This window comes from Microvirga mediterraneensis (assembly GCF_013520865.1).
In the GTDB taxonomy this organism is placed as follows: domain Bacteria; phylum Pseudomonadota; class Alphaproteobacteria; order Rhizobiales; family Beijerinckiaceae; genus Microvirga; species Microvirga mediterraneensis.
Map to the genome: position 1 here is coordinate 856,923 of NZ_JACDXJ010000001.1, position 13,735 is coordinate 870,657.

Below are 13,735 nucleotides of genomic sequence, written 5' to 3' on the forward strand. Positions count from 1 at the left end.
CATTCTCTACCGACCAGCACCGTGGGGCCCGCAGCTTGCGCTGCGAGCCTTTCGGGTTCGAGGGTGGCGCGTCGGGCAGCCCGGCTCGCTCGTGTGTGTTGATGGAAGAGCCGAACTGCTCGTCACGCACGGTTCTTTTCAGGTGGACCAGCTGGGGAGCCCCCAAGGTCGACCTCCCGCGACCACAGGCGTGCGAGGCCTGCGGCGGGACCGTGCCTGCTCTCACTCTTGCGACGCCTCGCGAGCGCGCCCCTCGTCAGAGCAGATCTAGGGCAACGATATAGCCAAGGTTATCCGCCCTGTCAAGAACAAAATGAGAACATAACGTTGCCCCGATGACTTTCTCCGCCCTCATCCTGAGGAGCAGCGCAGCGGCGTCTCGAAGGATCAGGGCGCCTCCAGTGCTCTCTGGATCCTCCTTCGCGGCGCCACGGCGTGGCGCCTCAGGATGAGGCCGGAGGGTGTTGGCACGGAAAGACGGGGATGGCCGGCCTTGTGCCGGCCATGAGGGGGAGGGTGGCACAAGAACGGCCACCACGTGGAAAATGGCTCTTGCGATCCTGAAGCCACGGCTCGTCGCGCCGTCCATGGCCTACCCCCCGCCAGACGCTTCGAAACTTCCTATTTCAGGAGCCATGAACACGCTTCTCGCCCCCGCCACGCGCCTGTGGCTTCGCCTGCGCCTCAATGAAGTCGGCCCGCTTCTGTCGCTGTCCGCCTGCGGCTTCTTCGCCTGGGCGTTCATCGCGCTCGCCGACGAGGTGCGGGAAGGGGAAACCCATGCCCTCGACAGCCGCCTCCTGCTGGCCCTGCGCGATCCGCAGAACCCGGCCAATCCGCTCGGGCCCTCCTGGCTCGAGGAATCGGCCAGGGACTTCACCGGCCTCGGCGGCTATGCGATCCTGACGCTGATCACCCTGGCGGCGGTCATCTATCTGCTCATGGCCGGCAAACGTGGCGCGGCCCTCCTTGTCCTGGTCGCCATCGTCGGCGGCACGCTCCTGTCCACCGGCCTGAAAATCGGGTTCGAGCGCCCCCGACCGGATCTCGTGCCGCATGCCACGAGGGTTTACACCGCGAGCTTTCCGAGCGGCCATGCCATGATGTCGGCCATCACCTACCTGACCCTCGGCGCCCTGCTGGCCCGCGTGGAGAAGAGCCGGCGCGTCAGCACCTTCATCATGGGCCTGGCGATCATCACGACCCTCCTGGTCGGCGTCAGCCGGGTCTATCTCGGCGTGCACTGGCCGAGCGACGTTCTCGCCGGCTGGGCCGTCGGCGCCGCCTGGGCGTCCCTGTGCTGGTTCGTGGCGCTCCAGCTGCAACGGCGGGGGCAGGTCGAAAAGCCGGGCGAGATCACGCCGCCCTCCGATGCTAAGCCGGAATGACGGACGAGACCGGCAAGCCCCTCCGCAAGCCGCCGCGGCAGGTGACGCCCGCCTACCTGCAGCGGGCGGCGCTCGCCTATCTCGAACGCTATGCTTCCTCGGCCGAGAACCTGCGCCGCGTGCTGCGGCGCAAGGTGGACAAGCGCTGCCGCCTGCGCGGCGAGGATCCGGCCGGGTTCCGGGACATGATCGACGAAGTGGTGGAAAAGAGCATCCGCAGCGGCCTCATCGACGATGCCCGCTATGCGGAAGCCCGGGTCGCCACCCTGCGGCGCCGGGGCGGCTCGGCCCGCGCCATCCAGGCCAAGCTCTCCGCCAAGGGCGTCGACCGCACGGCCATCGCGGCCGCCCTGGAAGGGGAGGACGGGGACGAGGAGCAGGCCGCCCGCGCCTTCGCCCGTCGCCGCAAGCTCGGGCCGTTCCGGCCCGGTGAACGGGCGCCCTACCGCGACAAGGACCTGGCCGCGATGGCGCGGGCTGGCTTCCGCTTCGACGTGGCCCGGGACGTCATCGACCGGGATCCGGACGACGATCCCGACGGCTGACGGCCCGCGTTCGACGGAGGCAAGGCGTGACTTACGATTTCGCGTTGTCCCGCACGAACATGACCGTCGGGTTCCCCTTGTAGGTGGTGCGCCGGAACTCCCGGTAGCCGCATCGTTCCGCCACGCGGATCGAGGCTCCGTTCTCCGGCGCGATGATGCAGGCCGTGCGGACGGGGCCGAAGTGCTTCTCGCCCCACCGGATCGCCGCCTGGGCGGCTTCGGTGGCGTAGCCCTTGCCCTGGCATGCGGGCGCGATTACCCAGCCGATTTCCGGCATGCCGTCGAGGGAGGGATCGATCTCGCGCCTGAAATCGGCGAACCCGACCTCGCCCACGAAACGGCCGGTGTCCTTTTCCGTGATGACCCAGTAGCCGAAGCCGAGCATCGCCCAGTGGCCCACATAGCGCAGCAACCGTCCCCAGACCTCTTCCTGCGTGGAAGGCTTGCCGCCGATGAACCGCGTCACGTCCGGGTCGGTCCAAAGCGTGAAGCAATCGGCGAAATCCTCCGTCCGATGGCCCCGCAGGACGAGGCGCTCGGTTTCGACGATCGGGATGGAAGCGGCAATCGTGGAGATGGCGGTCATTGGCTCGTTCGGTGGGTCTTGTCACGCGCTGTGAGCGGTTCCGCCGGGCACGGTGAACTCCGCCCCCATCGCTGGCAGCACGCGCTTTCAGCGACGATTTCTGCATAACGGCCATGGTCATGCAAGGCCTGCGGGCCTGAAAACCACGGGGCTAAAGCAGTCCCGCCCCCACGTTCACCGCGAGCGCGAGAACCGTGGTGTTGAACAGGAAGGACAGGATCGTGTGGGCGAGCGCCAGGCGCCGCATGCGCTTGGACACGATAACCACGTCGGATGTCTGTGCGGCGGCCCCGAGATTGAACGAGAAATAGAAGAAGTCCCAGTAATCGGGCTTCTCCTTGTGCGGAAAGGCGAGGCCCTGCCGCTCGCCCTTGTCGCCGTAATACTCGTGGGCGTAATGGATGGCGTAGATCGTGTGCACGAAAAACCACGAACAGAGAATGGTGATGCCCGCGATGGCGAGGCGGAAGCCTTGTCCGCCGATCCCGCCGTCGCGGATGCCGGCGAGCTCCACCGCGATGGCGGCAAGGCTCGCGACGGACGCCGCGAGCATCAGGGCGAGCACGACGGCGGCGGCCTCGTCCTCCCGGGCGGCGCGGTTCTGCATCATGGCCGTCGAGGAGCGCGCCGCCATGGCGCCCGTCAGCGCGAGATAGAACACGACACCGAGATCCCAGGCCACGAGCACGCGCGAACTGACGGACCAGGAGGACGGCAGGACCGCGAAGACCAGAATGCCGACGAGAGTCGCTCCGAGGAGCCGTGGGCGCAGGCGGACCTGATTGATAATCGACATCACAAACTCGCAACTCGAAAGAGGCCGGGACTCTGGAGCCTGACGCCATCTGTCCTAGATCACTAGCGCATCGCGCGGAAAAGGTGGACCCGGTTTTCACTGACGTGGCCCTCCGGGTCCACCCCGAACGATGCGCTCGTCCAAGAGTGGAGCATCGGACCCAAAAGCGGATCCGCTTTTGGGTCCGATGCTCTGATCCGATCCGCAAAAGGAGATTACGATGAACCGCAAGGCAAGAGCCGTTTGGCAGGGTACCGGCAAGGATGGCACCGGCCATCTCACGTCGGATTCCGGCGTCCTGTCGTCGACGCCCTATTCCTTCAAGACCCGTTTCGAAAACGAGAAGGGCACGAACCCGGAGGAATTGATCGCCGCCGCCCATGCCGGCTGCTTCACCATGGCCCTTGCCTTCCAGCTCCAGGGTGCAGGCTTCACGCCCACCGAGCTCACCACCGAGGCGGTCGTCTCCCTCGAGCAGGAGGGCAGCGGCTTCGCGATCAGGAAGTCGGCCCTGACGCTCAACGCCAATGTGCCGGGCATCGACCGCGCCAAGTTCGAGGAACTGGCCCGCGCGGCGGAGAAGAACTGCCCGGTCTCCAAGGTGCTCAACGCCGAAATCACCATGGACTTTACCCTGGCTTAAAGCATCGGACCCAAAAGCGGATCCGCTTTTGGGTCCGATGCTTCCTTCTTTGATGAGAGCATCGTTCCGGGCGGACCCGGAGGGCCACGTCAGTGAAAACCGGATCCGCTTTTCCGCGCGATGCTCTAGAAATGCGTCATCCCGGGGCCGCAGAGCGGAACCCGGAATGAGAACGGCGCCTTTTTCTGGTGACGATCCCGGATCGGCTCATGCCGCCCGGGATGACGCCTCCCCGACAACATTCGGTCTTACATCACCGCCTTCTTGTAGCTGTCGATGATGGCCTGCCCGTCCGGGCCGGCCTTCTTCAGCCAGTCCTGCGTCAGCTGCTCGCCGACCTTCTGCAGGCCCGCCTTGAGCGCGGGGCTCGGCGGCTGGATCTTCATGCCCTTCGCGGCCATCTGGTCGACGTACCACTTGGTCTTCTCCTGGGCCGTCTTCCAGCCGCGCTCCTCGGCCGCCTTGGCGGCCTTCAGCACGGCCTCCTGGGTCGGCTTGTCGAGGGCGTCGAAGGCCGCCTTGTTGACGAAGGTCAGGTTCTTCGGGATCCAGGCCTGCGTGTCGTAGAAGTGAGACAGGGATTCCCACACCTTCGAGTCGTAGCCGGTGGCGCCCGAGGTCATGAAGGTGGTGACCACGCCCGTGGCGAGCGCCTGCGGCAGGTCCGCGGCCTGCACTGTTACGGGCTGCGCGCCGACGAGTTCGGCGATGCGGGCGGTGCCGGGATTGTAGGAGCGCCACTTGACGCCCTTCAGGTCCTCGACGGTGTTGATGTCCTTCTTGGCGAAGATCCCCTGCGGCGGCCACGGCACCGCGAACAGCAGCATCAGGCCCTGACTGGCGAACTTCTTCTCGATGGCCGGCTTCTGCACGTCCCAGAGCTTCTTCGCCTGGTCGAACGACGTGGCCAGGAAGGGCACCACGTCGAGGCCGTAGACCGGATCCTCGTTCTCGTGCAGCGACATCAGCACCTCGCCGGCCTGGGCCTGCCCGGTCTGCACGGCGCGCTTGATCTCCGGCGCCTTGAAGAGCGAGGCATTGCCGTGGACCGTGATCTGCAGCTTGCCGCCGGTCGCGTCGCCGACATCCTTGGCGAAGGCGTTCAGGTTCTCGGTATGGAAATTGTCCGCCGGATAGGCGGCGGGCAGGTTCCACTTGGTCTGCGCCACCGCGGGCGCCGCCAGGAGCAGGGCTCCCGCGAGGCTCAGTCCGAAGCGTGTCATGTGTTTCATCGTCGTTCTCCCTCTGGTTCTTATGGAAAGATCTATTCCGGGAAGGCCGTGCGCGGCAGCCACAGCGCAATGTCCGGAAAAGCCGTGATGATGGCAACGGCGGCAACGAGCAGGAAGAAGAACGGCACGGCCGCCCGGGCGATGGTGAAGCTGTCCCGTCCGCTCATGTTCTGCAGCACGAAGAGGTTGAATCCCACCGGCGGCGTGATCTGGGCCATCTCCACGAGGATGATGAGGAACACGCCGAACCAGACGAGGTCGAAGCCCGCCTGCTTCACCATGGGCAGCACGACCACCGTGGTGAGGACGATCATCGAGATGCCGTCGATGAGGCAGCCCAGGAGGATGTACATGACCGTGAGGGCCGCGATCAGCACGTAGGGCGACAGGTGCAGCGACTCGACCCAGGAGGCCAGAGCCACGGGGATGCCCGTATAGGCCATGGCCGCGGTGGTGAAGGCGGCGCCGGCCAGGATCAGCATGATCGTGACCGTCAGGCGTGTCGCGCTCAACAGGCTCTCGACGAAGGTCGTCCATGTCAGGGTGCCGGACCACCAGGCCAGGATGAGCGCGCCCGTCACGCCCCAGGCGGCGCATTCCGTCGCCGTGGCCCAGCCGAAGATCAGCGAGGAGAAGATGGCGGCGATCAGCAGGAGGACGGGCAAAAGCTTCGCCGAGCTCCGGAGCTTGAAGGCGAGACTCGTCCGGGGCTCGGGCGGCGGCGACTTGCCGGGGTTGAGCGCCGACCACAGGACGATGTAGCCCGAATAGAGCGCCATCACGACGAGACCCGGCAGGAAGCCCGCGAGGAAGACCTGGATGACGGACACGTTCGCCGCGATGGCGTAGACCACCATGGGAATGGAGGGCGGGATCAGGAGGCCGAGGGTGCCGGAACCGGCAAGGCTTCCCAGGCTCATCATGTCGTCGTAGCCGCGCTTCTTGAGTTCCGGCAGGGCGATCTTGCCCACGGTGGCGCAGGTCGCGGCCGACGATCCCGACACGGCCGCGAAGACGCCGCAGCCCACCACGTTCACGTGCAGCAGGCGGCCGGGAAGCCAGTTCAGCCAGGGCGCCAGTCCCATGAACATCTGTTCCGACAGGCGCGTGCGGAACAGGATCTCGCCCATCCAGATGAAGAGCGGCAGGGCCGCGAGCGTCCAGGACGCGGAACTCGCCCAGACGGTGGTTGCGAGGACCGGACCGACCGGCACGGTCGTGACCATGAGAATGGCCGCGAATCCGACGAGGATCAGCGCGACGCCGATCCATACGCCGAGCGCCAGGAGACCCAGGAGGAAGCCGAAGAGAACGGCCGCGGTGGCGACGAGGCTGAGATCCGAGACCATGGCCTAGAGCCCGCTCTCGGCTGCGCGATTGACGATCTCCTCGGGCGTGGCGGCCGGCGGCTTCTCGTAGCGCGGCGCTCCTCCCCTCAGCCCATGAACGAGCTCGTCCAGGAAGGCGATGGCGAGAATCGTCAGGCCGAGCGAGTATCCGAGCTGCGGGATCCAGAGCGGCACGGCCAGGACTCCTTGGGACATGTCGTTGAAGCGCCAGCTGTCATAGGTCATCTGCACGGCATGCCAGGCAAAGAACGCGATGATCGCGGATCCGGCGGCCAGGCAGACGATCTCGACCGCGCGCCTCCCGGCGGCGGGGAGGCGGTCGAGGATGAGCCCGATGCGAATCAGCTCCCCGGACCTGAAGGTGTAGGCGAGCCCCAGGAAGGCCATCGCGGCCATGGACCAGGCGGCGAAATCGTCACCGGCCGGGACGTTGACCCCGATCCCCCGTCCCAGGGACAGGCTCATCATCAGGAGGAAGATCGCGAGAAGGAAAACGCCCGCGAGATAGCCGGCGAAACGATAGAGGCCGTCGAGCAAGGTGCGGATCATGCGGTCCGTTTCGGATTCTCGGCGAGAAAGCTTGGCCGAGTTTAGGACCATTCTCCGAACGAGCAAGCGGTTCCTTGCCCAGTCGCTGCTCAGGCGGTGAGCAAAACATGAGAAACTGCCCAACGTCTCGACAGAACCAAACTCCCGCTCCGCCGTTGAGTGATGGAGACGTGACAGTGCGTCACGGATAGTCAGGAGGAATAAATGGCTTCAAAGCATCTCATGATGGCGCTTCTCGGAACGGCTCTTCTGTCGGCCCCGGCTCTCGCCCAGAACCAGCCCGCCGGTTCATCGACCAGCCCGAATGCCGCTTCATCGACCACCACGTCGGGCGGGTCCATGTCCAGCGGCAACTGGATGACTCAGGAGAAGGCCGGCCAGTGGCGCGCCTCGAAGATCGAAGGCCTGAACGTCTACAACAACAACAACGAGAAGATCGGCGACATCAGCGAGCTGCTCGTGGATCAGAGCGGCAAGATCGAAGCCGTTGTGATCGGCGTCGGCGGGTTCCTCGGCATGGGCGAGCATGACGTCGCCGTGCCTTTCGACCAGATCAAGTTCGTCAACGAGCCGCGCTCGAATGCGACCGCGTCGAACACCACGACCGGCACCGCCACCAATGCCCCGGCCACGACGGGTTCGACCGCCGGCTCGACGACCACCACCACGACCACGACGTCCGCCGGCAACAACATGAACCGGTCTGCTCCCGATCATGCCATGCTGGACATGACCAAGGATCAGCTGAAGGCCGCTCCGGAGTTCAAGTACGCCCGCTAATCCGTTTCAAGCGGAGCAGAAAAGGGGCCCGTCGGGCCCCTTTTTTGTGGCGGTTCACGATTTCTGGTGGGCGATGATCCGGTCCTTGATCGCATCGTAGGCGTTCTGCGGAATGATCTTCTTGTCGACGAGCTCGTTCTTGGCCCGATAGGGGCGGCCCTTGATGATCGCATCCGCCCGGGCCGCGCCGATCTGGGGCAGCTTGTCGAGTTCGTCCTTGGACGCGCTGTTGATGTCGATGAGCGCGCTGGTGGACGATGTGGTGCTCGGCATCGGCTTGGCGGCGCCGGTCGAAGGGGCCGCGCCGGTCATCGGCGGCTTCGCGGCCGTGCCCGGGGTGGCGGTGCCCGGAGCGGCGGTTTGCGCGAAAGCCGGCGAGGCGAGCAGGGAGCCGAGAGCGAGAACGGCCCCGAGATGAGATAAGCGCATCGTATCCTCCTTTGACGGCCGGGTTGTTCCCGAAATCCTTCACCCGGCATCATCAGAGGAGAGAATTAGAGCACAGTTAGGCCGGAGCGACCCGTTGTGAACCCTTTCGGACGCGGATCGCAAGGCCGGGTCGGGCCGCCCGCAAGCCTCTTCCCGGCGCCGGGATCCGATGCGACCTCCCGCCTCTGCTCCAGGCCTCGCCAACAGCCGATCCCCGTGCTAGAACAAATCAAGAACAATTCTGCGAAAGACCCATGGACGAGAAGCTTGCCAAGAAGCTGCGCATCCTGGCGGACGCGGCGAAATACGATGCCTCCTGCTCCTCGTCCGGTGCGCCCAGGCGCAAGGCCGACGCGGGAGGCCTGGGCTCGACGGACGGCAACGGCATCTGCCACGCCTACACGCCGGACGGGCGCTGCGTGTCGCTGCTGAAGATCCTGCTCACCAATTACTGCCTGTTCGACTGCGCCTATTGCGTGAACCGGCGCTCGTCCAACGTGAAGCGGGCGAAGTTCTCGGTCGACGAGGTGGTGACGCTCACGGTCGAGTTCTACAAGCGCAACTACATCGAGGGCCTGTTCCTCTCCTCCGGCATCATCCGCTCGCCGGACTACACCATGGAGCAGATGCTGCTCGTGGCCAAGAAGCTGCGCCGCGACCACGGCTTCCGCGGCTACATCCACCTGAAGACCATTCCCGAGGCGAGCCCCTGGCTCATCGAGGAGGCGGGCCTGTGGGCCGACCGGCTGTCGATCAATCTCGAGCTGCCGACGGAAAAGAGCCTGGAGCGGCTGGCGCCGGAGAAGGACGGCGCCTCCATCGAGACCGCCATGGCGCAGATGTTCGAGCGCATCGAGGAGGCGCGCGAGGAGCGCCGCCATTTCTCGCCGGCCGGGCAGACCACGCAGATGATTGTCGGCGCGGACGACACCACGGATGCGGACGTGCTGCGCACCTCCGCCAAGCTCTACGGCCATTACGCCATGAAGCGCGTCTATTACTCCGCCTTCAGCCCGATTCCGGATTCGAGCGCCATCCTGCCCCTGAAATCGCCGCCGCTGATGCGCGAGAGCAGGCTGTACCAGGCCGATTGGCTGCTGCGCTATTACGGCTTCGACGTGGACGAGATCGCGGTCGGGACCGACAAGGGCATGCTCGACCTCGAGGTCGACCCGAAGCTCGCCTGGGCGCTGAAGAACCGCCACCGCTTTCCCGTCGACGTGAACCGGGCCGAGCGCGAGATGCTGCTGCGCGTCCCGGGCCTGGGGGCGCGGGCCGTGGACAAGATCGTGGTGGCGCGAAAGCACACGACGCTGCGCCTGGAGGACGTCGCCCGCCTCACCTCGGGGCTGAAGCGCGCCAAGCCCTTCCTCATCACGGCCGACCACCACCCGAAAGCGAGACTCGATTCCCCCGGCCTGCGCGAGCGGCTGGTCGAGAAGCCGGAACAGTTGAGCCTGTTCGGGTGAGCGCGGCACTCCCGTCATGGCCGGCCCTGTGCCGGCCATCTCGATACGGAAAAGCGCGGCGCTTCAAGGATCGGGATCACCGGCACAAGGCCGGTGACGACGGCGGAAGATGCGCTCCATCAAGGATGACGAGAGCAAACCCATGAACCTCCATCGCATCACTCTTTCAGCCGGCGCCGATCTCGATGGTTTTCGCCAGGCGCTGCGGCGGCTGATCGCCGAGGAACTAGCACCGCAGCATGTGGTCTTCGCCGTCGATGACGCACCGGGTCTGTTCGGCGTGGAGGCGATGGGCGATGCGCCTCCGGTCACGATCCCGAAGGGCGTCGCGCGGCTGATCGAGCATGTGGTCTGCCACAGGGACCCGGAGCGCTATGCGCTGCTCTATCAACTGGTCTGGCGGGTGCTGAACGGCGAGCGGGACCTGCTCGACGTCGCGAGCGACCCGCTCGTTCACCGCATCGACCTGATGGCGCGGTCCGTGCGGCGCGACCTGCACAAGATGCATGCCTTCGTGCGCTTTCGGCGGATGCCGGGCGAAGACCTCGAGCGTTTCGCCGCCTGGTTCGAGCCCGAGCACTTCATCCTGGAGGCGGCGGCTTCCTTCTTCGTCGACCGGTTCCGCTCCATGGACTGGACGATCCTCACGCCCGTCGGCTCGATGCACTGGGATCGCCGCGCCCTGACCTTCGGTCCGCCGGGACAGCGCGACGAGGCTCCCGCCGAGGACAGTTTCGAGGAAGGCTGGCGCGGCTATTACGAAAGCGTGTTCAACCCGGCCCGGGTGAACCCCACCGCCATGCGGGCCGAGATGCCGAAGAAGTACTGGCGCAACATGCCCGAGACGGCGGCGATCCCCGGCTTGATCCAAACCGCCTCCCGGCGCGTTGAACGGATGATCGAACAGGAGGCGACGATGCCCGCCAAACGCACCCCCGAGCGTGCTCTTGAGGCCATGTGGGATCAGGAGCCGAAGAGCCTGGAGGACCTCAACGCCATCATCGCCAAGGCCGGTCCTCTCGTGCTGGGCGCGACCCAGGCGGTGTTCGGCGAGGGCCCGGCCCATGCCGAGATCGTCTTCGTCGGCGAGCAGCCGGGCGACCAGGAGGATCTGCAGGGCCGCCCCTTCGTCGGACCCGCCGGCAAGCTCCTGACCAAGGCCATGAAGGAGGCCGGCATCGACCGCGAGCAGGCCTATCTCACCAATGCGGTGAAGCATTTCAAGTTCGAGCAGCGCGGGCACCGGCGCATCCATTCCAAGCCCACGGCCGGCGAGGTGAAGCATTACCGGCCCTGGCTGATGAAGGAGCTCGAACTGGTGAAGCCCAAGCTTGTGGTGGCGCTCGGAGCGACGGCTCTTCTGGCGCTGACCGGAAAGGCGACGCCGATCACCCGCTCGCGCGGACGGGCCCGGTTCGGGCCTTATGAAGGCTACGTCACCGTGCACCCGTCCTATCTGCTGCGCCTGCCCGACGAGGCGACCAAGCGGGAGGCTTACGAGGCGTTCCTGAACGACCTGCGCCGCGTTCACGATCTCGCGAAGGCCGACCTGGAAACCGGAGAGCTGCCGTTCGCCGCGGAATAGAGCTCGTGGCACGAATACCACGCCCCGGCACATCCGGTGGTTAAGACGTTAATCCTCGTTAACCGCCCCTTAAACCGCCACATTTAGGGTGCTCCAGAGCATGAAAGGCCGGACGATATACCGGCCAGATCGATGCGGGGTTTAAGAGGTGGCGAACGGACGCGACCGGCGCGAGCCGGTCTTCGATGCGACCGCTGGGGAAGCGGGAGAGCTGGACTTTCGCCTCTCGCCCGAGGACCGGGCAGGGGGAACGATGGCGCGCAGGCGGGCTTCTTCAAACGGCAGCGGCGGGCCGCGCCGTCCGGCCAAGCTCAAGAAATCCAAGCGCAAGGGCGGCCGCTCCCTTTTCAGCAAGCTCGTCTATGCCGGTCTGGTGCTCTGCCTCTGGGGCGTCATCGGAATCGGCGGCGTGGTGGCCTATTACGCCTCGCAGCTGCCGCCCATCGACCAGCTCACGGTGCCGAAGCGCCCGCCGAACATCGCCATCATGGCGAGCGACGGCTCGCTCCTGGCCAATCGCGGCGAGACGGGCGGGCGCACGGTCTCGCTGAAAGAGCTCCCGCCCTACCTGCCCAAGGCCTTCGTGGCGATCGAGGACCGGCGCTTCTACGACCATTTCGGCATCGATCCCGTCGGCATCGCCCGCGCGGTCTACCGCAACCTCGCCCATAAGGGAGGCCTGCAGGGCGGCTCGACCCTGACCCAGCAGCTCGCCAAGAACCTCTTCCTGACCCAGGAGCGCACCGCCTCGCGCAAGATCCAGGAGGCGATCCTGGCGCTCTGGCTCGAGCGCAACTACTCGAAGGACCAGATCCTCGAGCTTTATCTCAACCGGGTCTATTTCGGCGCCGGCGCCTACGGCGTCGAGGCCGCCTCCCAGCGCTATTACGGCAAGTCCGCCCGCAACGTCTCGCTCTCGGAAGCGGCCGTGCTGGCAGGGCTCGTTCAGTCGCCCTCCCGCCTCGCCCCCAACCGCAATCCCGAGCGGGCGCAGGCCCGCGCGGAACTCGTGATCGCGGCTATGAACGAGCTCGGCTTCATCACGCCGGGCATGACCAAGACGGCGCTCGGCGCGCCCGCCGAACCCGTGCGCCCGAACGGCGCGGGCTCGGCCAATTACGCGGCCGATTACGTGATGGACGTGCTCGACGATTTCGTCGGCAACGTGGAATCCGACATCGTGGTCTCGACCACCATCGAGCCCACCATGCAGGCGACCGCCGAGCGCGTCCTCGTGGAGGAGCTCAACGCCAAGGGTCAGAAGTTCAACGTGAGCCAGGGCGCCTTCGTGGCCCTGCAGCCTGACGGCGCCGTCCGGGCGCTGGTCGGCGGCCGCAACTACGAGACGAGCCAGTTCAACCGGGCCACGACCGCCCGCCGCCAGCCCGGTTCGTCGTTCAAGCCCTTCGTCTATCTCACGGCCGTGGAGCGGGGCTACACGCCCGACATGGTCCTCGAGGACGGGCCGGTGAATTTCGGCGGCTGGGCCCCCAAGAACTACGACCGCAAGTACCGTGGGCCGATCGCCATGCGCGATGCCCTGGCGCTCTCGCTCAACACCATTGCGGTCAAGCTCAACATGGAGGTCGGGCCGAAGAACGTGGCGCAGACGGCGCAGCGGCTCGGCATCTCTTCGCCGCTCCAGGCCAACGGCTCACTCGCGCTGGGCACCTCGGAGGTCACGCCGCTCGAACTGGTGAGCGCCTACGCGCCCTTCGCCAACGGCGGCATGGGCGTCGTTCCCTACGTGATCGCCCAGGTGAAGACCACGGACGGCAAGCTGATCTACAAGCGCCCGAATTCGGGCGGGCTCGGTCGCGTCATCGATCCGAACGTGGTCGCCATGATGAACGACATGATGCACAACACCTTCGTGGTCGGCACGGCGCGGTCGGCGCAGGTTCCCGGCTGGCTCATGGCCGGCAAGACCGGGACCACCGACGACTACAAGGATGCCTGGTTCGTGGGCTTCACCGGAAGCCTCGTGGCGGGCGTCTGGCTCGGCAACGACGACGGCGCGCTCACCAAGCGGGTCAGCGGCGGCAATCTGCCGAGCGAGGTCTGGCACAACTTCATGAAGGTCGCCCTGAAGGACCAGCAGCCCGTGCCGCTGCCGGGCAGCGAGCGCTTCCGGAGCAACGATGTGCCGGTGGCCGGCGCGGGCCAGGATTCGCGCTATGCCACGGCGGGCGCGGGCGACAATGCCTGGATCGCGCCCCAGCCCGCTCCGCAGCGCCGCGCCAGCCGCGAGAAGAACTTCTTCGAGAAGCTGTTCGGGCTGTGAGGCGATGGAGTCCCCGTCTTCGCGACAGGTCATTCCGGGATGTCCCCGGAATGACGGGAAGCGTCCGAGAACCCTATAAACCATTACCTGCCACGTAATC

13 protein-coding genes are annotated in these 13,735 nt (G+C 66.1%); 7 read left to right on the plus strand and 6 right to left on the minus strand.

What is annotated here, in order from left to right; translation table 11 throughout:
- Positions 1–635 precede the first annotated feature (635 nt).
- A complete protein-coding gene (locus H0S73_RS04090) occupies positions 636–1,388 on the plus strand; it encodes a phosphatase PAP2 family protein (protein WP_181050959.1) in 753 nt (250 codons plus the stop codon).
- Positions 1,385–1,933, plus strand: coding sequence for a regulatory protein RecX (locus tag H0S73_RS04095; RefSeq protein WP_181050960.1), 549 nt, complete (start codon positions 1,385–1,387; stop codon positions 1,931–1,933). Before H0S73_RS04090 ends, H0S73_RS04095 begins: the two co-directional genes overlap by 4 nt.
- Positions 1,934–1,964: 31 nt before the next feature.
- Here H0S73_RS04095 and H0S73_RS04100 read toward each other — a convergent pair whose 3' ends face one another.
- Both H0S73_RS04100 and H0S73_RS04105 read right to left on the minus strand, forming a co-directional pair.
- Positions 1,965–2,519 carry a GNAT family N-acetyltransferase gene (locus H0S73_RS04100; protein WP_181050961.1) on the minus strand — a complete coding sequence of 185 codons (555 nt, stop codon included), beginning with the start codon at positions 2,517–2,519 and terminating at the stop codon, positions 1,965–1,967.
- Positions 2,520–2,670: 151 nt separating this feature from the next.
- Positions 2,671–3,315, minus strand: coding sequence for a DUF1345 domain-containing protein (locus H0S73_RS04105; RefSeq protein WP_181050962.1), 645 nt, complete (start codon positions 3,313–3,315; stop codon positions 2,671–2,673).
- 220 nt (positions 3,316–3,535) lie between these two features.
- Between H0S73_RS04105 and H0S73_RS04110 the strand changes: the two genes are divergently transcribed.
- On the plus strand, positions 3,536–3,958 hold the full coding sequence (locus H0S73_RS04110; protein WP_181050963.1) for an OsmC family protein: 423 nt from the start codon (positions 3,536–3,538) through the stop codon (positions 3,956–3,958).
- Positions 3,959–4,206: 248 nt separating this feature from the next.
- Here H0S73_RS04110 and H0S73_RS04115 read toward each other — a convergent pair whose 3' ends face one another.
- Genes H0S73_RS04115 through H0S73_RS04125 form a run of 3 tightly spaced genes read right to left on the minus strand, consistent with a single transcriptional unit; the run spans position 4,207 to position 7,088 of the window.
- Positions 4,207–5,190 (minus strand): TRAP transporter substrate-binding protein, encoded by a 984-nt coding sequence (locus H0S73_RS04115; RefSeq protein WP_181050964.1) that lies wholly within the window; start codon positions 5,188–5,190, stop codon positions 4,207–4,209.
- A gap of 32 nt (positions 5,191–5,222) precedes the next feature.
- Positions 5,223–6,539, minus strand: a complete 1,317-nt coding sequence (locus tag H0S73_RS04120; protein ID WP_181050965.1) for a TRAP transporter large permease — start codon at positions 6,537–6,539, stop codon at positions 5,223–5,225.
- 3 nt (positions 6,540–6,542) lie between these two features.
- Entirely contained in the window at positions 6,543–7,088 is a 546-nt protein-coding gene (locus H0S73_RS04125; RefSeq protein WP_181050966.1) for a TRAP transporter small permease, read from the minus strand.
- A gap of 204 nt (positions 7,089–7,292) precedes the next feature.
- Here H0S73_RS04125 and H0S73_RS04130 point away from each other — a divergent pair, with 204 nt between their 5' ends.
- Positions 7,293–7,868: a PRC-barrel domain-containing protein gene (locus tag H0S73_RS04130; protein ID WP_181050967.1), complete on the plus strand. Its 576-nt coding sequence runs from the start codon at positions 7,293–7,295 to the stop codon at positions 7,866–7,868.
- Positions 7,869–7,922: 54 nt separating this feature from the next.
- Here H0S73_RS04130 and H0S73_RS04135 read toward each other — a convergent pair whose 3' ends face one another.
- Complete coding sequence (locus H0S73_RS04135) at positions 7,923–8,297, minus strand: ComEA family DNA-binding protein (protein ID WP_181050968.1); 375 nt, start codon at positions 8,295–8,297, stop codon at positions 7,923–7,925.
- A 254-nt stretch (positions 8,298–8,551) separates the two neighbouring features.
- Between H0S73_RS04135 and H0S73_RS04140 the strand changes: the two genes are divergently transcribed.
- The 3 genes from H0S73_RS04140 (at position 8,552) to H0S73_RS04150 (ending at position 13,635) form a co-directional block, all read left to right on the plus strand.
- Positions 8,552–9,766, plus strand: coding sequence for a putative DNA modification/repair radical SAM protein (locus H0S73_RS04140; RefSeq protein ID WP_181050969.1), 1,215 nt, complete (start codon positions 8,552–8,554; stop codon positions 9,764–9,766).
- A gap of 109 nt (positions 9,767–9,875) precedes the next feature.
- Positions 9,876–11,351 (plus strand): UdgX family uracil-DNA binding protein, encoded by a 1,476-nt coding sequence (locus H0S73_RS04145; RefSeq protein ID WP_246388719.1) that lies wholly within the window; start codon positions 9,876–9,878, stop codon positions 11,349–11,351.
- Between the two features lie 148 nt (positions 11,352–11,499).
- A complete protein-coding gene (locus H0S73_RS04150) occupies positions 11,500–13,635 on the plus strand; it encodes a PBP1A family penicillin-binding protein (RefSeq protein WP_181050970.1) in 2,136 nt (711 codons plus the stop codon).
- The last annotated feature ends 100 nt before the right edge of the window (positions 13,636–13,735 follow it).

What these genes read in the sequence shown, in the direction of transcription:
- H0S73_RS04115 (WP_181050964.1), bottom strand. Translation starts at nt 5,190, where the DNA reads ATGAAACACATGACACGCTTCGGACTGAGCCTCGCGGGAGCCCTGCTC.
- H0S73_RS04105 (WP_181050962.1), bottom strand. Translation starts at nt 3,315, where the DNA reads ATGTCGATTATCAATCAGGTCCGCCTGCGCCCACGGCTCCTCGGAGCG.
- H0S73_RS04140 (WP_181050969.1), top strand. Translation starts at nt 8,552, where the DNA reads ATGGACGAGAAGCTTGCCAAGAAGCTGCGCATCCTGGCGGACGCGGCG.
- H0S73_RS04120 (WP_181050965.1), bottom strand. Translation starts at nt 6,539, where the DNA reads ATGGTCTCGGATCTCAGCCTCGTCGCCACCGCGGCCGTTCTCTTCGGC.
- H0S73_RS04130 (WP_181050967.1), top strand. Translation starts at nt 7,293, where the DNA reads ATGGCTTCAAAGCATCTCATGATGGCGCTTCTCGGAACGGCTCTTCTG.
- H0S73_RS04110 (WP_181050963.1), top strand. Translation starts at nt 3,536, where the DNA reads ATGAACCGCAAGGCAAGAGCCGTTTGGCAGGGTACCGGCAAGGATGGC.
- H0S73_RS04135 (WP_181050968.1), bottom strand. Translation starts at nt 8,297, where the DNA reads ATGCGCTTATCTCATCTCGGGGCCGTTCTCGCTCTCGGCTCCCTGCTC.
- H0S73_RS04125 (WP_181050966.1), bottom strand. Translation starts at nt 7,088, where the DNA reads ATGATCCGCACCTTGCTCGACGGCCTCTATCGTTTCGCCGGCTATCTC.
- H0S73_RS04090 (WP_181050959.1), top strand. Translation starts at nt 636, where the DNA reads ATGAACACGCTTCTCGCCCCCGCCACGCGCCTGTGGCTTCGCCTGCGC.
- H0S73_RS04145 (WP_246388719.1), top strand. Translation starts at nt 9,876, where the DNA reads ATGCGCTCCATCAAGGATGACGAGAGCAAACCCATGAACCTCCATCGC.
- H0S73_RS04095 (WP_181050960.1), top strand. Translation starts at nt 1,385, where the DNA reads ATGACGGACGAGACCGGCAAGCCCCTCCGCAAGCCGCCGCGGCAGGTG.
- H0S73_RS04100 (WP_181050961.1), bottom strand. Translation starts at nt 2,519, where the DNA reads ATGACCGCCATCTCCACGATTGCCGCTTCCATCCCGATCGTCGAAACC.